This is a genomic window from Chitinophaga sp. 30R24 (assembly GCF_049056765.1).
In the GTDB taxonomy this organism is placed as follows: Bacteria; Bacteroidota; Bacteroidia; order Chitinophagales; family Chitinophagaceae; genus Chitinophaga.
Genome location: NZ_JBJGXX010000001.1, coordinates 541,545 through 559,933 on the forward strand (window position 1 = coordinate 541,545; position 18,389 = coordinate 559,933).

An 18,389-nucleotide genomic window follows, 5' to 3' on the forward strand; every position below is an offset into this window, starting at 1 on the left:
TTTTCTAATTAAAATCCAGCTGACTTTTATGCTTTTTATTGCGCTGATGCAGATGCGGTCCCTTCTGCCGGCTCAGTTTTAGGCCTGGTCCATTCCAGAATTTCTTCCGCTTTCTGCATACAACCCTCATGCTCATCTGGCGTAGGCTGTAATTTGGCAAATTTTGCCAGGTCGGCAATCGCCAGCAGGCTACGGAGCTTATCCCTTTGCTGATTCAGCTTAGTGACCGGTTTAATATTTTGCAGCAGCTCTTCACTGGTTTGCTCCAGAGCGGCAATACCAAACTGATGCTCAAAATAGGTACGCAAAATATCGGTAAGCCGGGTATAATACTGTTTAATATCTCCCTGCTGCCATAGCTTTTCTTCTTTCAACACTTTTAACTCTTGCAACGCTATTTCGTAAGGCGTAACAGTAGGTGTTTTTATAACAGGTACTTTCTTGGGCCTGGAACGGAAATACCACCACAGTCCCAATGCCGCTAAAACGATTACAGCGCCAATGACCATATACAGCCAATAGTCCCAGATGCTCCAGGTTACCCCCTGTACAGATTTAATGGGCTTAAATGCTTTGGTTGTATCTACCGTCACTGTGTTTACATCTATCCCAATAGGTAATGTAAACGCCGAATCCGGTATCTGGCGGGCAGCGCCGAACACTTCAAATTTCATGGGGGGAATTTCCCAATGGCCGGAATCAAAGCTGGTAAGGATATAAGTTTGATGCAGCACATGGGCATTCTGGTTAATCACCGTATCAAGGGAAGTACGGGATACTACCTCAAAATGGTCCAGGGAATCCGGTAATACCGGGAATAATATTTTAAAGTTGGCGTCTTTGAACTGTTCCGCTGTAAGGGTAGCAGTTAGCTGGAATTTTATTTGCTCACCGATGCGGATACTGGCTGTATCAGCTTTTGCGGTTACATTAACCGCCTGTTGTGCCAGCAGGCTGAAAGGATATAATAACCCCAGTAAGCAACCTAAAAATATACGCCTTATCACTTGTGGTTTATACATGATTAACTTGCTCTTCTTTATAACTTATGCCCTGTTCAGGAAGAATGTTTGCAGCACTTTCACATAGTCTTCGTCTGTGCGCACACTCACCAGTTCGGCCCCGCTTTTCAAGAACGCATTTTTGCAATATTGCGCATGTTGCAGGAATTGTTGTTCATAATACTGTCTTACCCGGCGATCGTTCGTATCTATCCATTGGGTGGCGCCTGTTTCAGCATCTGCTACCTGTATTAATCCTACCGGCGGCAAATCTTTATCGCGCTGATCGTATACCTGTACGCCTACCACATCATGACGTTTGGCCGCAATGTTCAACGCATCCTGATAATTACTGGATAAGAAATCGCTCATCAGGAAAACAATACTGCGTTTTTTAGTAGCATTGTTAAAGAAACGCAGGGTTTCTTTAATATTAGTTCCTTTTCGTTTAGGCGTAAAAGAGAGTAGCTCACGGATAATGAACAGGATATGCGATTTTCCTTTTTTAGGCGGAATATACTTTTCCATACCGTCGCTGAAAAAGATCACCCCTACCTTATCATTGTTTTTAATAGCGGAAAAGGCAAGCACGGCGCAAAGTTCCGTGATTAGCTCCCGTTTATCCTGTTTTTTGGTACCGAAAGAGGAGCTTTCGCTCATATCTACCAGCAGCATTACCGTTAGTTCCCTTTCCTCTTCAAATACCTTTATAAAAGGGTGATTGAACCGTGCTGTTACATTCCAGTCGATAGACCTCACATCATCCCCAAAATGATAGTCCCTTACTTCGCTAAACGACATACCCCTTCCTTTGAAAGCGCTATGGTATTCGCCCGCAAAAATATGGTTGGTAAGCCCTTTCGTCTTGATCTCTATTTGTCTTACCTTTTTTAATATTTCAGCCGTATCCATAAGAGGTGTATTAAAATTGAGGCAGCTAGCTGCTAGTGGCTCACGGTACTTCTACCGCATTCAGGATTTCACTCAGTATATTTTCGCTGGTTACATTTTCTGCTTCTGCCTCGTAAGTGATGCCTACGCGGTGGCGCATTACATCGAAGCATATATTGCGCACATCTTCCGGAATAACGTAACCGCGGCGTTTCATGAAAGCATAAGCTTTAGCGGCCCAGGCCAGGTTGATACTAGCTCTGGGAGAGCCTCCATATGCGATCAGCGGTTTCAGTTTATTGAGTTTATATTCTTCCGGAGTACGGGTAGCAAAAACAATATCCAGGATATATTTTTCGATTTTTTCATCCATATACACTTCACGTACCAGCTTACGGGCTTCCAGTATATCTGAAGGCTGAATGATGGGGCGTATTGGTGTAGTCGCTTCCGGGTTCAGGTTCTGGCGGATGATCATTTTTTCTTCTTCTTTGGTAGGGTAGCCTATTACTACTTTCAGCATAAAACGGTCTACCTGCGCTTCAGGCAAGGTATAAGTACCTTCCTGCTCTATTGGATTTTGGGTAGCCAGTACCAGGAATGGCTCATCCAATTTAAAAGTACTATCGCCAATAGTGATCTGTCTTTCCTGCATGGCTTCCAGCAAGGCGCTTTGTACTTTCGCCGGGGCACGGTTGATCTCATCTGCCAGGATAAAGTTGGCGAAGATAGGTCCTCTACGCACCACAAATTCATTCTTTTGCTGGTTATAGATCATGGTACCTATTACATCCGCAGGCAAGAGATCAGGTGTAAACTGTATGCGACTAAACTTTGCGTTGATCGCAGACGACAGGGATTTAATAGACAGGGTTTTTGCCAAACCGGGTACGCCTTCCAGCAGTACGTGGCCTTGTGCCAGCAAACCGATGAGCAATCTTTCCACCATATAACGCTGACCCACAATTACTTTACCTAACTCCATTGTGAGCAGGTCCACGAAGGCACTAGCCTGGTGAATCTTCTCATTCAGTTGCCGGATGTCGGACGATGTATTTTCCATGCTAATAATTTTTCAGGTGTGCTAAAATAAACATTCTCTTGTCAAATAAAACTTATCACTATGTGAACAGCCCGTTAAAATGCTGTTAAACTTGCCACTGCGGCCAATCTTGGTTAAATATTCATTTTACAGCGCTGCCTAAATTAATAAAGCTCCATCTAATTATATAATATTTTTCACTATAACGTACCTTTGCAAGACTTGAAAACGGAAAAGCATTTTACATTCACCAGGAAATAAATATTATGGAAGATCTTGAGCAGCGTTGGAAACCGGTAGAGGATATGCTTACCGGCAGATTTGGCAAAACACCTAATATGGAAGCCATTCTGCTCCTCATCGGCATCAATGAATTAAACAATCTTACAAAGAAAAAATATACTAAAGAACAGAAACAAGACCTGATGCACATCGCCGTATGCACTTTGTTAAGCCAAAGCGGCTATTACGAAGCAGCAGGTTATGATCAAGACGGATGGCCTCATTTTAAAGAACTGCAGCCGGTACCTAAAATGGAGATGCAAGAACAGGAACAATTCCTGAAAGAACACATTATTGCCTACTTTGAAGACCGCGCCGATATTTAAAAAATAAGTATGAAGCAACTGTTACTCCTCTGTGTACTATTACTGTGCTGTGCCACATTTACCCAAGCCCAAAACCGGAAAGTAAAAGTGATAACACCTTACGGCACAATGGTAGTGAAGCTGTACGACCAAACGCCTAAGCATCGCGATAACTTCCTGAAACTGGCCAGGCGCCACTTCTATGATAGTACACTCTTCCACCGGGTTATCAGGAACTTCATGATACAAGGAGGCGATCCTGATTCCAAACATGCCCATCCCGGAGATACACTGGGCAATGGCGATGTAGGCTATACAATTCCGGCAGAATTCCAGTTAGACCTGTTTCATCGCAAAGGCGCATTGGCAGCAGCCAGGGAAGACCGGCCCGACAAAGCATCTTCCGGCTGCCAGTTCTATATCGTACAAGGAAAGGTATTTACAGACGAGCAACTGGACGCACTGGAAAAAACAAGGCTAAAAGGCCGTAAAATACCGGTAGATCAACGTAACATATACAAAACCCTAGGCGGCAGTCCACATCTCGACCAAAGCTATACCGTATTTGGCCAGGTGATCAAAGGCATGGAAGTGATTGATAAGATTGCGGCTGTACGCACAGATAAACAGGACCGGCCACTGGAAGACATTCCCATGAAGATCAGCATTATTAGAAAATGGCTATTCTTTTAAAACAGTAATATGGTAGCAATTTGCCCATTTCATAATTAGTTTCTGTATTTTTACGGCTCAAAATCAAACTTGATATGAATTTTCCGTCCAATCTGCGTTACACAAAGGATCACGAATGGATTTTATTAGAAGGTAACGTGGCCACCATTGGTATCACTGAATTTGCACAGCGTGAATTAGGCGATATCGTTTTTGTGGATATCACTTCCCTGAGCAAAACCATCGAAGCAGAAGAAGTATTTGGTACTGTAGAAGCAGTAAAAACAGTATCGGACCTGTTTATGCCCGTTGCTGGCACTGTAAGTGAAATAAATCCTGAACTGGAAGGCTCTCCTGAACTGGTAAACCAAGACCCATATGGAGAAGGCTGGATGGTGAAGGTAACCGTTAACAATCCTGCCGATGTAGAAGCGCTGTTGGATGCTGCTGCTTACCAGGCACTCGTTGGTGAATAATTTCGCTCATATACCTCTTTTATAACATAAAGGACAATAGGCTACGCATGAAAATGGCAGGCCTGTTGTCCTTTATTACTGATAATAAGTACAATTAGGAAGATGAAAGCTATTAGATATTATATTCCTGCGATACTTTGGATCATCCTGATTCTTGTGCTATGCACTATGCCAGGAAAAGATATTCCTTCCAACTCTTTTCTGGAACAGGTGCATTTCGACAAAGTTGTTCACTTCGGATTATTTGGCGGTATCGTATTGTTGCTCAGCCTGGGCATCTTCTGGCAAAAAAAATACATTTCACCGCTTACCCTCACACTATTGATCATAGTGGCAGCCAGCTACGGACTAGCCATTGAGTTCATCCAAAAATACTGGGCAGTAGACCGTAGCTTTGATCTGTACGACGCCCTGGCAGACACCCTTGGCGCCATTGCCGGCGTATGGGCATTTAAACTGATCCGCTATTATTTTTTTAGCAAAAAATAAAATTCCCCCCTGTAACCAGAGGGGAACATATCTGCTAAGAATATAAGTATCTTTTATTGCTGACCTGCTTCTTTCTTCGCGTCTGCTTTCATCTTATCATTCGCAAAAATCGAGAATTCACAACGGCGGTTCAATGCGCGGTTAGCATCTGAAGTATTAGGCACTTTAGGCTGTGATTTACCAAACCAAAAACCTTGTATACGGTCTGCTGCAATACCTTGTTTTTGCAGAAAAGCAACCACGGTCTTTGTTCTTCTTTCAGATAATGCCATATTATACTCATCGGTTCCTTTATCATCGGTATGGCCTTCTACACGCACATAGGTATCAGGATACTTGTTCAGGATAATAGACAGTTGCCGAATGTTTTGCTGTGCTTCCGGAGACAGGTCTGATTTATCGAAACCAAATAATACACCTGCGTCAAAAGTTACGTTGATACCTTCACCTACACGTTCTACGGTAGCATTAGGCACTTCTGTTTTAATTTCCTGCGCCTGTTTATCCATCTTCTTACCAATCAAAGCACCACCAGCGCCACCTAATGCAGCACCCAGGATTGCTCCCAAAGCAGTATTGCCCGCTACTTTACCTATTACAGCACCGGCAGCAGCACCACCACCAACACCAATGGCGGCTCCCTTTTTGGTATTGTCCATACTCTGCCAGGTTTTACAACTGAACAACATGGTTACAGACAAGACCATTGCTACCAGAACATTGAGTTTTTTCATCATAATAATTTTAGACTTGAAAGGTTTTAAGCATTAATTCCGTTGGCAAAATTAATTGAAAATTTTGTTATCAAATATATTGCCAATTCTACTTTTAGAGTATAATCAATTGATTATAACATGATAAAATTTATCAAAAAATCATAATCAATATTACATACACTACAAAATACATATATAAATGCTATAACCAGATAAAGATCATCCTAATAAATTCTTCAGGAATCCGCCGATACTATCGTTGTTGTTTTGTTGTTGCTGCTGTTGTTGAGCTCCATTAGATAATAAACTTTTCAGGTCTTCCAGGTCCACATGCCCATCGCCATTTTTATCGAGGCCGCCAGACAGCTTGCCCAGGATACCCTGTAGATTGATGCCCTGAGCCGATCCGCCAGTAAGGGAATTGATGATGCCATCGAGGCTAAAATTATTATTGGAAGCATCGTTGGTTTTATGCACCAACGCGCCCATCACCGTTGGAATCAACGAAGTAGCCAATTGCTGCGCAGCGCCTTTATCCAGGTTAAATTTCTCCAGCAAGGTGCCAATAAAATTATTGGAAATATTATTCACGATGCTATTACCGGTTTCACCAGCCGTATTACCGCCAGCACCCAGCAAAGAAAGTACCCCAGCAGCATTACCACTGGCCAGCTCCTGCTGCAACCCTGTAGTAATAGAGGTGGCAGCCGCACCCATCACCGCTTCATTTTGATCATTGGGGATAGCAGGATTATTCACCACAGCTCCCTGTGCATGTTCTCGGACGAGGTCCATTAATTGTTCTAACATTTTGGAGATGATTTAGGGGAAGAAAGGATTCAGTTTATGACAACGCCACCATCCTCCTGGATATGGCTTATTAAAAATAGAACAATTTGAAGAATAAAAAATGCGCTGTGAACACATCCGGCCAGGAAAAACCAGCACCGGATGTGTCTGTAAATATAATAGTGGTAATTAACTGCCTTGTTTCAGTTTCTCTGCGTTCTCTGCAAACTGCAGGGCATCGATCATTTCTTTGATGTCTCCGTTCATAAAAGCATCCATATTGTAAACGGTCATACCAATACGGTGATCCGTTACACGTCCTTGCGGGTAGTTATAAGTACGGATCTTAGCGGAACGGTCGCCGGTAGACACGAGACTCTTACGCTGGGAAGCGATGGCGTCTTCATGTTTGCGCACTGCCGCTTCGTAAATGCGGGTACGCAGCATCTTCATGGCAATTTCACGGTTGGAGTGCTGACTGCGGCCTTCCTGACATTCTACTACCACACCGGTAGGAATGTGCGTAAGCCTTACCGCCGATTCGGTTTTGTTTACGTGCTGGCCACCCGCACCGGAAGAGCGGAATGTATCCATTTTAATGTCTGCTTCCCTTACATCTACGTCTACTTCTTCTGCTTCCGGCAATACTGCTACGGTAGCCGCCGAAGTATGTACACGGCCAGACGCCTCTGTAGCAGGTACCCGTTGTACACGGTGCACACCGGATTCAAATTTGAGCGTACCATATACATCGTCGCCGTTTACTTCCAGCACAATTTCTTTATAACCACCGGCGGAACCTGCGTTTTCACTTAATAAAGATGTAGACCAGCCTCTCAGCTCGCAGAAGCGGAGATACATACGGAAAAGGTCGCCGGCAAAAAGGCTGGCTTCGTCTCCGCCAGTACCCGCCCGGATCTCCAGGATCGCATTCTTTTCGTCTTGCGGGTCTTTAGGTATCAGCAAGTTGCGGATCTCTTCTTCTAACCTTAATTTTTCTTCCTGCAGTTCTTCCGTCTCAGCTTTGGCCAGCTCGCGCATTTCTTCATCGCCACTGTCCAGCACCTCTTTATTAAATGCAATATTGTCCAGTAATTTACGGTAGGCGTCGTACGCCTTTACGATCTTCTCTAACTGACGGTATTCTTTGCTGAGCTGACCAAACTTCTTGTTGTCACTAACAACTTCCGGATTGGTTAACGCCATTGATACCTGTTCGAAACGACCTTTAATAGCTTCCAGTTTGTCTATCATAATTATATTTGACTTTTGAGTACCCTTTCCCAACCGGAAAGAAATACTGCCAATCGGGTTGCAAAATTAAACCATTAACTTAATTAAACAGCAGGTAATTGAAACAGATCAAATTAAAGGGAAAAGATATATTTGATGGTACCAGGCTATTAGGACCGGATAAAGTATTGATATTAAGCCCAGACGGCACTGTGGCAGACATTGTAACCACTGCTGCGGCAAACGGAGACATACAGGAACTAGACGGCATCTTATGCCCTGGTTTTGTTAATACCCATTGCCATCTGGAACTGTCTCATATGAAAGGGGTGATTGCGGAAAATACCGGGTTACCAGCCTTCCTTACCCAGGTGATGCAGCTAAGGAACCAGCCAGTTGATGATTACGACGCCCTCATAAACCAGGCAGAGCAAGCAATGTGGGAAGCCGGCGTATCTGCCGTAGGCGATATCTGCAATAATACCACCACCCTGGAAAAAAAACAACAGGGAAAAATGTATTACCACTCTTTTGTGGAATGCATGGGCGTTGCCGACGCTGGGGCGGCCAGCCGGTATCAATACAGCATGGAGGTATTAAAGGCTTTCCGGGATATCAACAACTCGCATCACCAATGCTCTATAGTGCCGCATGCACCCTATTCTGTAAGCCCAACCCTGTTTCGCTTACTGGCAGCCACTCCGCACAATACCCCACTGAGCATCCACAATCAGGAAACCGCAGCGGAAAACGAGCTATACCAGCAAAAAACCGGTGACTTCCTGCAGTTTTACGCCCATTTCGGCATGGACAGCAGTGGGATACAACCTACCCATACCAATAGCCTGGAAGCCTATCTGCCCTATTTCTCCCATAACCGCATGCTATTGGTACATAATACCTTTACCAGCATTGCAGATATACAGTTTGCACAGCAACAACCACTGGAAACATGGTGGTGCCTATGCCCTAACGCCAATATGTACATAGAAAACCGGTTACCCAACATTCCACTGCTCCGCGCGCAGCAATGCCTGATCACACTGGGTACCGACAGCCTGGCTTCTAATCATCACTTATCCATCTGGGAAGAAATAAAAACCATCCAGCAACATTTTCCTGAAATTCCGTTGGAAGAAATCCTGCAATGGGCTACTTTTAATGGCGCAAAATTCCTGGGAATTCAAGATACCTATGGCAGCTTTCACACCGGTGCTAAACCAGGTGTAATATTGATTAACCAGGATAGCAAAAGAATTATTTAGTCCATATATATGTACAACTTTCTGAATCAAATCATTTTAGACAACCCTGTGCAAGACTACCTGATATTGATCAGTGTTTTGCTATTTGTAACCTTTATCAAACGATATGTGTCTAAGGGGTTGGCCGCCATCTTGTTCCGGCTGGTAAAAAGCTGGTCACCCCAAATAGAAGAGAAAAATTTTGTAACCCTGTTGCTTCGTCCACTGGAATTTTTCTTCCTGTTGATCACTTTCATGCTGACGATAGACCGGTTTACCTTTCCTCATATATTGAATGTACATGTATACAATAAAGCAACCCTGCAGGATGTTACCAAAACGTTACTGAGCTTATCGCTGAGTATGAGCATTATATGGATCATGCTGCGCCTGATAGACTTTATAGCATTGGTGTTGGAAAAGAAAGCCGATCTCACAGAAGATAAAACAGATAACCAGTTTGTGATCTTCTTCCGCGATTTTTTCAAGGCTATTGTGCTGATCATGGGGGGCATTGCTTTTATCCGTATCCTGTTTGGCGTGGGGTTGGTGGAAAAAATCATTGCGGGCCTTGGTATTGGTGCGGCAGCCCTGGCGTTGGCCGCTAAAGAGAGCATTGAGAACCTGATCGGTTCTTTCATTATCTTTTTCGACAAGCCATTCCGGGTAGGGGATACCGTTAAGGTAGACTCCTGGCAAGGCGCTGTAGAAAAAATAGGATTGCGCAGTACCCGTATACGTACCCTGGAAAAAACCTATGTAACGGTACCTAATAAAAAAATGGTAGACAGCATATTGGATAACCTGACCTTGCGCACCCAACAACGGATATCCCTGAAACTAGAGCTAGATACCGAAACCCCGGCAGAAACCCTCTTGCTGTTTTTACAGGATGTACGGCAGTTGCTGAAAAACAATGCCAATATCCTGGATAACTTCACCGTTAACCTGCACGATTTCACCAAGGATACTTACGTTATACAAATCATTTTCAATACCTATATCATAGACGGCGCACCATATGCAGCGTTACGCGAAAGCGTAAACCTCTCGTTGATAAGGTTGCTCGAAGCCAGAAACCTGAAGTTACCCACTACTTCTACCAACGTTACTGTAAAAATGGAAGAAGGCAGCGCCATATAAAACCAGCGAGCGTTGTATGATTAACTGGTGATAGCCAGTTAATCATACAACGCTCATCTATTTATTTTAATCAGGAATCCTGTCCCCCTTTACTCTTTATTCCCTTTCTTGCTACTATTCAGCAAAATGCGGGAAAGATCAGCTTCTACAGACTCCTTAGGAGTACCAACAATGCGACCTTCTTCTTTACCTTCTCTGAAAACGATGATAGTAGGTAATTTCTTTACTTTATAATCTACTGGCGCATCTGTTTGTAAATGTTGATCGGCTGCAAACATAACGATCTGTTCATCGGGGCTGCCACCGGTGATCATTATTTTATAGAGGGCAGGCACTACTTCACGGCTGGCTTCATCCCAGGTGCCCATTACCACCACCATATTGAAGTTAGAGCGGTTGGTTTTAATATAATTGAGCATGTTATCATTCGGCTGATAGTTGTTCACCCCTTTATAAAACCACGTTGTAGCAGTATCGTTCATCAGGGTTTTCATATCTATCTTACCTTTTAATACCTTGCTATTCTGCGCCCAGGCCAGGGAAGAGAATAACAGGCCACCACCTAATAGTAATGTTTTCAATCGCATAATGATGTTTTTATAATTGATCTTTCAATTCTGTTAAGAAACCCCGCACTTTAAGCAAAGCCTGTACCATTTCAAAATTGCGGGCGGCCAATTTATGGTCTTCTTTCAATTTCTGTTTGGCGCCTTCAATCGTATACTTTCTTTCGCGGAGTAAATGATATATCAATTTGAGGTGATGGATGTCTTCCTGCCGGAAAAGGCGGTCTCCCTTACGATTCTTTTTGGGTTGCAGTATATCAAATTCATTTTCCCAATAGCGGATCAGGGAAGTGTTTACCTTAAACATGGCCGCCACTTCACTAATGGAATAGTACTGCTTATCCAATGCCAATTTATCCAGTTCCATAATCAGATCCGGGTCCTCCGATAACTCTTTCAATGATTTACGTCCCCGTTTTCTCCCAGACACAGTGGGCGCTATGGCGGCTTTCTTGCTGTGGTCCTTTACTTTCTTTACTTTAGCTGGTGCTGTTGCCGCAACTTCAACCGGATGCGGCATTCCAGATGTGGAAAAAAGGTCTAGCTGATGCATCGTAGTAAAAAACGAGGGTGACAAATATCTTTTACGAGATGAAGTTAAGCTTTTAGCATATAGCTTTCAGCTTTTAACAACTAGTTTTTTGGCAACGATTCTGCAAAAACCCCAAGCCAATGGCCAGGAGATGCAAAAGCACCGGATAACTATTAGTCAAACGACTGGTTGCCAGATCTGGCCAATTTTACCATACGGTCAAACTGTTCGGCAGTAAGGTCTGTAAAGAAATAGTATACCGGATCCACCTTTTCCCCGTTTTTGATCACTTCATAGTGACAGTGGGGACCTGTAGACTTACCGGTACTACCTACCCAGCCTACCACATCGCCGCGCTTCACCGACTGACCGGCTTTCACTTTCATACGGATCATGTGGCCATATAAAGTTTTATAACCATATCCATGTCGTACTACCACATGGTTACCGTACCCTACGTCGCTCATGCTGGCTTCTTCTACCGTACCATCGCCGGTAGCATAGATAGGCGTACCGCTGGGGGCAGCAAAGTCGAGCCCCGCATGATATTTCATGGTTTTATAGATCGGGTCTATACGATAGCCAAACCCGGAAGCAATATGTTTAAGGTCTTTATTCGAAACAGGTTGTATAGCGGGAATAGAAGCCAGCATCTGCTGTTTATTCTTCACCATTTTATCGATTTCTATGTAAGAGGTTTCCTGGGCTTTTACCCTGTTGGTGAGCTCTTTCAGCAAAATAGCGGTAGACGCAATGATTTCGCTGCTGGCGAAAGATTGCAGCTGGGCTGCTTCCTCGTCGCGGTTAATTTTACCCAAGCGGGTGCTGTCCGGAATAGGGGAGGCTTCGAAGATAACCCGGTAAATTTCATTATCGCGGTCTTCCAGCTCCGCCAGTTTACCTTTTACTTCTTTCATACGTCCTTGCAGCGCATCGTATTTTTCCTTCATGCCTTCCAAGTCGCGGCGAAGCGACTTTTCCTTGGGGGAGTCCACCAGGCGGTAGGCAATAGACAGGAAAATAGCCCCGGTAACAATGGCTGCCGACACAAATCCCAATATCCGCAGGACTTTTACTCGCAGGGATACTACGAGCTTCTCGTATTTTAATGTTTGGGTGTTGTAAAAATATTTAACCTTCTTCATGCACCGGGTGTACTTTATGCGCCATAGTGCACAGTAACGCTATGACAACTGATTTATTTTCTCAGGACTTCAAACTTATGGATGGCTTCGTTGGCATTTCTTTTCCCACATCACTTATTTTTGCCGGTAACACAACCTGTTTTGCATAATCATACAGGTTTCGATATTTTTGCACTCCCTTAAATACGGCGGGAAAATAAGGCGCACAAACCTACTGTAATTAGATTAAAACATCAACCTTTTGAATGTCAATTTTCTAACTACTTTATAAGGGCTTGAAACACAACAATAAGCCCAAAGCTGGCTGAAACGCCGTTATAAGTTAAAAAATACATACTAATTTGTCTAAATATTTATGACAGCATCCGAAATAAGACAGCAATTCCTGGACTTTTTTGCGTCGAAAGGCCACCAGATCGTCCCTTCTGCTCCCATCGTTATTAAGAACGACCCCACCCTGATGTTCACCAATGCGGGCATGAACCAATTCAAGGACTATTTCCTGGGCAACCGGGTGCCCCCTTATAAAAGGGCTGCAGATACGCAAAAATGCCTGCGGGTAAGCGGTAAACACAACGACCTGGAAGAGGTGGGTATTGATACTTACCACCATACCATGTTTGAAATGCTCGGTAACTGGAGCTTTGGCGACTATTTTAAGAAAGAAGCCATCGCCTGGAGCTGGGAATTGCTCACAGAAGTATACAAACTGCCTAAAGATAAATTATATGTAACTGTCTTTCAAGGAGATACAAAAGAAAATCTCCCTAAGGACGAAGAAGCCTATAACTTCTGGAAAGAACATATTGCGGAAGACCGTATCCTGCTGGGCAATAAAAAAGATAATTTCTGGGAAATGGGCGACACCGGCCCTTGTGGCCCCTGCTCCGAAATTCATGTCGACTGCCGGCCGGAAGAAGAAAGGAAACTGGTAGACGGCAAAACTTTGGTAAACGCCGATCATCCCCAGGTAATCGAAATCTGGAACAACGTATTCATGCAGTTTAACCGCATGAAGGATAAATCACTGGAGCCATTGCCTGCCCAACACGTAGATACCGGCATGGGCCTCGAACGTCTGGTAAGGGTATTACAGAACAAAACCTCCAACTACGATACAGACCTCTTCATGGGTACCATCCATGTTACAGAAGAACTTAGCGGTAAAAAATATACCGGCACAGACGATAAGAAAGATGTATCCTTCCGCGTAATTGCCGACCATATCCGCGCTATTTCCTTTACTATAGCAGATGGCCAGCTGCCTTCCAATACCGGCGCCGGCTATGTGATCCGTCGCATCCTGCGCAGGGCTGTTCGTTACTACTTCTCTTTCCTGGATATAAAGAAACCTTTATTACACGACCTGGTTCCTGTACTCGCAGCGCAGTTTTCCCATGTATTCCCCGAACTGCAGCAGCAAGTAGACTTTGTGAAGAAAGTAGTTTTTGAAGAAGAAAATAACTTCCTCCGCACCCTGGAAAGCGGCATCCGCCGGATAGAAGATTTCATCCAACAAGCTACTGCTAAAACTATAGATGGCAGAACTGCCTTCGAATTATATGACACCTACGGTTTTCCATACGACCTTACCAGCCTGATTGCTGCAGAAAATAACTTTACTGTAGATGAACCAGGCTTTAAAACAGCTATGCAGGAACAAAAAGACCGCTCCCGCGCTGCTACAGAACTGGATACCGGCGACTGGATAATACTGGACGAAACACCCAACTCCGTATTTGTAGGCTACGAACAACTGGAAAGCACCACCAAACTGCTGAAATACCGTACCGTAAAGGCTAAAGGAAAAGAACAGTTCCAGTTGGTACTGGGCCAAACGCCTTTCTACGCGGAAAGCGGCGGACAAGTGGGCGATACCGGCACCCTCCATTTCGGCGAAGAAGTAATCCATGTAACGGATACCAAAAAAGAAAATAACCTGACCATCCACTTCGCGGATAAACTGCCTGCTGTACCAACAACAGTGGTAAAAGCCGCCGTAGCAAAAGATAAACGCCATAATACCGCACGGCATCACTCTGCTACCCACTTGCTGCATGCCGCCCTCCGGCAGGTGCTGGGCACTCATGTGGCACAGAAAGGCTCCCTGGTAAATGCTGATGCGCTACGCTTCGACTTCTCCCACTTTGCTAAAGTTACCGATGAGGAACTCGCACAGATAGAAGCCATCGTAAACGACAAGATCCGGGAAAACACCCCGGTGGTAATTCGCGAACTGCCTAAGGAAGAAGCCCTAAAACTAGGCGCTATGGCCCTTTTTGGCGAAAAATATGGCGACGTGGTACGCGTGGTAATTATAGACCCTACTTACAGCGTGGAATTATGCGGTGGTACCCACGTAGGCGCTACCGGTGAACTGGGCCAATTTAAATTTGTTTCGGAAGGAGCCGTAGCGGCAGGCGTTCGCCGCGTGGAAGCGGTAACCGGCACCAAGGCTGAAGCTTTCGTGAATGAGCAACTCCAACAACTGAAAGAAATAAAGATAGCCCTAAAAAATCCCAAGGAACTGGTTAAATCCATAGAAACCCTTCTACAGGACAAAACCACCCTCGAAAAACAACTGGAAGCACTAGAACTGGAGAAAGTGCGCGCTCTGGCTGCCAGCTTACGTAACCAGGTAGAAAACGTCAACGGTGTTCAGTTCCTCGGACAGGTAGTTAGCGTAAGTAATGCAGAAGGTTTAAAACAACTCGCCTTCCAATTAAAAGATATTCCGGAACATGTACTGCTATTTGTAGCCAACATCGGAGGCAAAGCCAGCGTAGCCCTGAGTATCGACGAAAAACTGGTGACAGCCCAAGGCTGGGAAGCGCCCAAAATCATTAAAGAACATGTGGCGCCCCTGATCAAAGGCGGCGGCGGCGGCCAGAAGAACTTCGCAACTGCCGGCGGCCAGGAAACGGATAAGCTAGACCAGGTAGTAACTGCCGTCAGAAAACTGATAGCCGGATAAAATAAACTACTAGATAACAACATAGAATAGCGGGTGTACCAAACTTTGGCGCACCCGCTATTCGTATATACACCAACGGAAGCTACACACTACGTTAACAAAAAGGTAAAATGCAAAGAGCCCACCCCTACCATACAGGTTTAACTTTTTCTTTGCGGCCTACCCCTTTAATTTTGCCGCATTAGTTTAAATTTATTCAATAAACAGCTTAGCAATATGACCAGGTTACTGCAAATCTTCACATTAGCGGGCTTTTCATGCTTCGCCACTGGCGCAGTGTTGGCGCAAACACCCAACAACAATCCTAAAAGCCAATTAGGGGAGTTTGATGAAATTGTCATCAAACATAAAAGCGACAAAGACGGTAAAGTAACTGTAGAAATCAAAGATGGGGACATCCTTGTAAATGGTAAGAAACTAGACCAGTACAATGACCCCGATCTTTCAGTTGTCCGCAGAAAAATTACGCCCCGGGATGGTAACACTTTCAGCTTTAATAACAATGCTCCCCACGACAACTTCAATGTATTCAATAACGATGAAGCGGGTAACGACGCTGCTCCCAACCTTAATAAAGCCGTGTTAGGAGTAATCACCGAAAAGAAAGCCGCTACCGGCGTTACTGTGAAAACAGTCGCCAAAGGCACGCCGGCCGATAAAGCAGGCATTAAACCCGGGGATGTTATTACTGCTATTGATAACGATAAAGTAAATGAACCGGCAGAACTGTTTGAAGTGATTGGTAAGCACCAACCTAACGATAAAGTAACAGTAAGTTATATACGCAATTCAAAAACCAATAAAGTATTGGTTACCCTCGACGAAAGGAAACAGTTAAATTTAAATAATGAAGGAGAAGAAGGCTGGGGGATATATCCACCACTTTCCACCTTGCCTAACGGACCACACAGCTTCGCTTTCCCATCACCGTACCCACGTGGCCGCCAGGGATTCGGCAATAACTGGTTTAACCAGGAAAGCAATAGCGTGAAACTTGGCCTGCAGGTGCAGGATACCGAAAACGAAGAAGGAGCTGTTGTAATTGATATTACCTCCGGTTCTCCTGCAGAAAAGGCAGGATTCCAAAAAGAGGATATTGTTACCGACCTCGGCGGCGCCACCATTAAATCTGCAACAGACCTGGCCCGGACATATCGCCAGCAACATAGTAAAAGTGATATCACTGCTATGGTTAAACGCAATGGCACTGCGCAGACGCTAACCATAAAAATCCCGAAACAGCTGAATAAAGCCAGCCTGTAAAACAATTCATCTTCATTATAGTTACAATTGAGAGAAAACCCTGCTGACACTGAGTCTGTTAGCGGGGTTTCATTTGCTATGCTACTGATCCCTTATTTCATTACCTTTTTCATTAACCTCAACTTGTTGTTATACGGCGGGTATTTAATAGGTACATCCAACCAGGTAGCTGTTTTTAGCATACCTTTCAAGTGTGTGAAAGTATCGAAACTGTATTTTCCATGATACCTTCCTATGCCACTATTTCCTACTCCTCCAAAGGGCAGCTCCGGATTGGTAAAATGCACCAACGTATTGTTTACGCACCCACCACCAAAACGCACCTGTTCGGTCAATAACCGCTCTGTTTTTTTATCGCTTGTAAAGATGTATAAAGACAAAGGAGAGGGTTGCTCCCGAATAGTAGCCACCGCTTGTGACAGGTCCGCAAAAGTAAGTATAGGCAGCACCGGGCCAAAGATCTCTTCCTGCATCACAGGGTCCTGCCATTCCACCTCATCCATCAAAGTAGGAGCGATGTACAATTGCTCCCGGTTGGTTTGGCCACCATGCAGGATATGGCCTTCTTTCAGATAAGCCGCTATGGTATCGAATCTTTTGGTATTAATGATACGGGCATAATCTTCACTCTGGGCAGGATTGTTACCGTAAAACGCTATGATCGCGGCTTTCAGCGCGGCTACCAGTTCTTCTTTTACACGTTGGTGTACCAGTATATAATCGGGTGCTACACAGGTTTGGCCCGCATTCCAGAACTTGCCCCATACAATTCGTTTAGCCGCCACTGTTATATCTGTTTTTTCATCTACCACACAGGGTGATTTACCTCCCAGCTCCAGTGTAACAGGAGTGAGATGTGGTATCGCCATCTCCATGATCTTTTTACCCACTGGTATACTACCAGTAAAAAATACATGATCGAACCGGAAATCCATCAAGGTAGGGATAATGGTAGTCCCATCTCCTTCTACTACGGTAACATAAGCAGGATCGAAGGTATCTTTTATGAGAGCGGCCGTAACGGCAGCAGTATGTGGCGCCAATTCCGAAGGCTTTACAATGGCGCAGTTTCCACCTGCAATCGCTCCCAGTAAAGGGCTTATCACTAGCATAAACGGATAGTTCCAGGGCCCGATAATAAGGGTGAGACCCAAAGGCTGCTTATGTACCCGGCTGCTACTTGGATAGGTAACAAAAGGAGAACTTACCACCTCCGGCTCCATCCATTTTTTCAGTTCCTCCAGTATGTAATTGATTTCTTCATAGAGAAAGCCTATTTCGCTGCCATAAGCCTCCATAGGGTGTTTGTGCAGATCGGCATACAATGCCGCTATAATCTGGTCTTCAAATTTCTTTATTCCTTTCAACAACCGTTTCAACTGTTTCTTCCGGAAAGTATAAGAAAGTGTGACGCCGGAATGGAAATACTCCTGTTGCGCCCGATAAAGCTGACTTGCCAGGGCTTTGCTGATCATATGGAATAATTTTTCAAATACTATATATCCCAATTTAGGGATTTCTTGGCGGTTCACTATAAGCTTTAACTTTTTAAAAGCAATTGGTGAACGCCAATTAGCCAAAAATCACGGCATTATTTGAATATATTTGTGGGAATCAGTATGGAAT

The 18,389-nt window shown here is 44.4% G+C and carries 18 protein-coding genes; 8 read left to right on the plus strand and 10 right to left on the minus strand.

The features are described from left to right. Nucleotides 1–35: 35 nt before the first annotated feature. Genes ACDQ55_RS02220 through ACDQ55_RS02230 form a run of 3 tightly spaced genes read right to left on the minus strand, consistent with a single transcriptional unit; the run spans nt 36 to nt 2,913 of the window. Nucleotides 36–1,022, minus strand: coding sequence for a hypothetical protein (locus ACDQ55_RS02220; RefSeq protein WP_420979414.1), 987 nt, complete (start codon nt 1,020–1,022; stop codon nt 36–38). A gap of 24 nt (nt 1,023–1,046) precedes the next feature. Then, nucleotides 1,047–1,913, minus strand: a complete 867-nt coding sequence (locus ACDQ55_RS02225; protein ID WP_420979415.1) for a DUF58 domain-containing protein — start codon at nt 1,911–1,913, stop codon at nt 1,047–1,049. Between the two features lie 40 nt (nt 1,914–1,953). Beyond that, nucleotides 1,954–2,913, minus strand: a complete 960-nt coding sequence (locus ACDQ55_RS02230) for an AAA family ATPase (protein ID WP_420980427.1) — start codon at nt 2,911–2,913, stop codon at nt 1,954–1,956. A 287-nt stretch (nt 2,914–3,200) separates the two neighbouring features. On the opposite strand from ACDQ55_RS02230, the gene ACDQ55_RS02235 reads away from it, so the two are divergent. The 4 genes from ACDQ55_RS02235 (at nt 3,201) to ACDQ55_RS02250 (ending at nt 5,158) form a co-directional block, all read left to right on the plus strand. Then, the gene (locus tag ACDQ55_RS02235) at nt 3,201–3,542 is read left to right on the plus strand and encodes a hypothetical protein (protein WP_420979416.1); all 342 of its coding nucleotides are present in this window, start codon (nt 3,201–3,203) and stop codon (nt 3,540–3,542) included. Nucleotides 3,543–3,551: 9 nt separating this feature from the next. Continuing rightward, the gene (locus ACDQ55_RS02240) at nt 3,552–4,214 is read left to right on the plus strand and encodes a peptidylprolyl isomerase (protein ID WP_420979417.1); all 663 of its coding nucleotides are present in this window, start codon (nt 3,552–3,554) and stop codon (nt 4,212–4,214) included. A 74-nt stretch (nt 4,215–4,288) separates the two neighbouring features. Further along, entirely contained in the window at nt 4,289–4,669 is a 381-nt protein-coding gene (gene gcvH / locus ACDQ55_RS02245; RefSeq protein ID WP_420979418.1) for a glycine cleavage system protein GcvH, read from the plus strand. 102 nt (nt 4,670–4,771) lie between these two features. Further along, entirely contained in the window at nt 4,772–5,158 is a 387-nt protein-coding gene (locus tag ACDQ55_RS02250; RefSeq protein WP_420979419.1) for a VanZ family protein, read from the plus strand. Between the two features lie 53 nt (nt 5,159–5,211). Here the strand turns inward: ACDQ55_RS02250 and ACDQ55_RS02255 are convergent, their stop codons facing one another. The 3 genes from ACDQ55_RS02255 to prfA form a co-directional block, all read right to left on the minus strand. Next, nucleotides 5,212–5,895 carry an OmpA family protein gene (locus ACDQ55_RS02255; protein ID WP_420979420.1) on the minus strand — a complete coding sequence of 228 codons (684 nt, stop codon included), beginning with the start codon at nt 5,893–5,895 and terminating at the stop codon, nt 5,212–5,214. 198 nt (nt 5,896–6,093) lie between these two features. Continuing rightward, entirely contained in the window at nt 6,094–6,684 is a 591-nt protein-coding gene (locus ACDQ55_RS02260; protein WP_420979421.1) for a hypothetical protein, read from the minus strand. A gap of 168 nt (nt 6,685–6,852) precedes the next feature. After that, entirely contained in the window at nt 6,853–7,917 is a 1,065-nt protein-coding gene (gene prfA, locus ACDQ55_RS02265; RefSeq protein ID WP_420979422.1) for a peptide chain release factor 1, read from the minus strand. Between the two features lie 98 nt (nt 7,918–8,015). On the opposite strand from prfA, the gene ACDQ55_RS02270 reads away from it, so the two are divergent. Further along, nucleotides 8,016–9,161, plus strand: a complete 1,146-nt coding sequence (locus ACDQ55_RS02270) for an amidohydrolase family protein (RefSeq protein WP_420979423.1) — start codon at nt 8,016–8,018, stop codon at nt 9,159–9,161. A 9-nt stretch (nt 9,162–9,170) separates the two neighbouring features. Continuing rightward, nucleotides 9,171–10,283, plus strand: a complete 1,113-nt coding sequence (locus tag ACDQ55_RS02275) for a mechanosensitive ion channel family protein (protein WP_420979424.1) — start codon at nt 9,171–9,173, stop codon at nt 10,281–10,283. Nucleotides 10,284–10,372: 89 nt separating this feature from the next. On the opposite strand, the gene ACDQ55_RS02280 is transcribed toward ACDQ55_RS02275, so the two are convergent. The 3 genes from ACDQ55_RS02280 to ACDQ55_RS02290 form a co-directional block, all read right to left on the minus strand. Further along, on the minus strand, nt 10,373–10,870 hold the full coding sequence (locus tag ACDQ55_RS02280; RefSeq protein ID WP_420979425.1) for a thioredoxin domain-containing protein: 498 nt from the start codon (nt 10,868–10,870) through the stop codon (nt 10,373–10,375). Between the two features lie 10 nt (nt 10,871–10,880). Further along, nucleotides 10,881–11,369 carry a MerR family transcriptional regulator gene (locus ACDQ55_RS02285; protein ID WP_420979426.1) on the minus strand — a complete coding sequence of 163 codons (489 nt, stop codon included), beginning with the start codon at nt 11,367–11,369 and terminating at the stop codon, nt 10,881–10,883. 185 nt (nt 11,370–11,554) lie between these two features. Then, nucleotides 11,555–12,526 carry a peptidoglycan DD-metalloendopeptidase family protein gene (locus tag ACDQ55_RS02290; RefSeq protein WP_420979427.1) on the minus strand — a complete coding sequence of 324 codons (972 nt, stop codon included), beginning with the start codon at nt 12,524–12,526 and terminating at the stop codon, nt 11,555–11,557. Nucleotides 12,527–12,881: 355 nt separating this feature from the next. Here ACDQ55_RS02290 and alaS point away from each other — a divergent pair, with 355 nt between their 5' ends. Both alaS and ACDQ55_RS02300 read left to right on the plus strand, forming a co-directional pair. Next, nucleotides 12,882–15,500, plus strand: a complete 2,619-nt coding sequence (gene alaS, locus ACDQ55_RS02295; RefSeq protein ID WP_420979428.1) for an alanine--tRNA ligase — start codon at nt 12,882–12,884, stop codon at nt 15,498–15,500. Between the two features lie 216 nt (nt 15,501–15,716). Next, nucleotides 15,717–16,763 carry a PDZ domain-containing protein gene (locus ACDQ55_RS02300; RefSeq protein ID WP_420979429.1) on the plus strand — a complete coding sequence of 349 codons (1,047 nt, stop codon included), beginning with the start codon at nt 15,717–15,719 and terminating at the stop codon, nt 16,761–16,763. 92 nt (nt 16,764–16,855) lie between these two features. Here ACDQ55_RS02300 and ACDQ55_RS02305 read toward each other — a convergent pair whose 3' ends face one another. Continuing rightward, entirely contained in the window at nt 16,856–18,238 is a 1,383-nt protein-coding gene (locus ACDQ55_RS02305) for an aldehyde dehydrogenase (RefSeq protein WP_420979430.1), read from the minus strand. Between the last annotated feature and the right edge of the window lie 151 nt (nt 18,239–18,389).

What these genes read in the sequence shown, in the direction of transcription:
- ACDQ55_RS02220 (WP_420979414.1), bottom strand. Translation starts at nt 1,022, where the DNA reads ATGTATAAACCACAAGTGATAAGGCGTATATTTTTAGGTTGCTTACTG.
- ACDQ55_RS02225 (WP_420979415.1), bottom strand. Translation starts at nt 1,913, where the DNA reads ATGGATACGGCTGAAATATTAAAAAAGGTAAGACAAATAGAGATCAAG.
- ACDQ55_RS02235 (WP_420979416.1), top strand. Translation starts at nt 3,201, where the DNA reads ATGGAAGATCTTGAGCAGCGTTGGAAACCGGTAGAGGATATGCTTACC.
- ACDQ55_RS02240 (WP_420979417.1), top strand. Translation starts at nt 3,552, where the DNA reads ATGAAGCAACTGTTACTCCTCTGTGTACTATTACTGTGCTGTGCCACA.
- gcvH (WP_420979418.1), top strand. Translation starts at nt 4,289, where the DNA reads ATGAATTTTCCGTCCAATCTGCGTTACACAAAGGATCACGAATGGATT.
- ACDQ55_RS02250 (WP_420979419.1), top strand. Translation starts at nt 4,772, where the DNA reads ATGAAAGCTATTAGATATTATATTCCTGCGATACTTTGGATCATCCTG.
- ACDQ55_RS02255 (WP_420979420.1), bottom strand. Translation starts at nt 5,895, where the DNA reads ATGATGAAAAAACTCAATGTTCTGGTAGCAATGGTCTTGTCTGTAACC.
- ACDQ55_RS02260 (WP_420979421.1), bottom strand. Translation starts at nt 6,684, where the DNA reads ATGTTAGAACAATTAATGGACCTCGTCCGAGAACATGCACAGGGAGCT.
- prfA (WP_420979422.1), bottom strand. Translation starts at nt 7,917, where the DNA reads ATGATAGACAAACTGGAAGCTATTAAAGGTCGTTTCGAACAGGTATCA.
- ACDQ55_RS02275 (WP_420979424.1), top strand. Translation starts at nt 9,171, where the DNA reads ATGTACAACTTTCTGAATCAAATCATTTTAGACAACCCTGTGCAAGAC.
- ACDQ55_RS02280 (WP_420979425.1), bottom strand. Translation starts at nt 10,870, where the DNA reads ATGCGATTGAAAACATTACTATTAGGTGGTGGCCTGTTATTCTCTTCC.
- ACDQ55_RS02285 (WP_420979426.1), bottom strand. Translation starts at nt 11,369, where the DNA reads ATGCCGCATCCGGTTGAAGTTGCGGCAACAGCACCAGCTAAAGTAAAG.
- ACDQ55_RS02290 (WP_420979427.1), bottom strand. Translation starts at nt 12,526, where the DNA reads ATGAAGAAGGTTAAATATTTTTACAACACCCAAACATTAAAATACGAG.
- alaS (WP_420979428.1), top strand. Translation starts at nt 12,882, where the DNA reads ATGACAGCATCCGAAATAAGACAGCAATTCCTGGACTTTTTTGCGTCG.
- ACDQ55_RS02300 (WP_420979429.1), top strand. Translation starts at nt 15,717, where the DNA reads ATGACCAGGTTACTGCAAATCTTCACATTAGCGGGCTTTTCATGCTTC.
- ACDQ55_RS02305 (WP_420979430.1), bottom strand. Translation starts at nt 18,238, where the DNA reads ATGATCAGCAAAGCCCTGGCAAGTCAGCTTTATCGGGCGCAACAGGAG.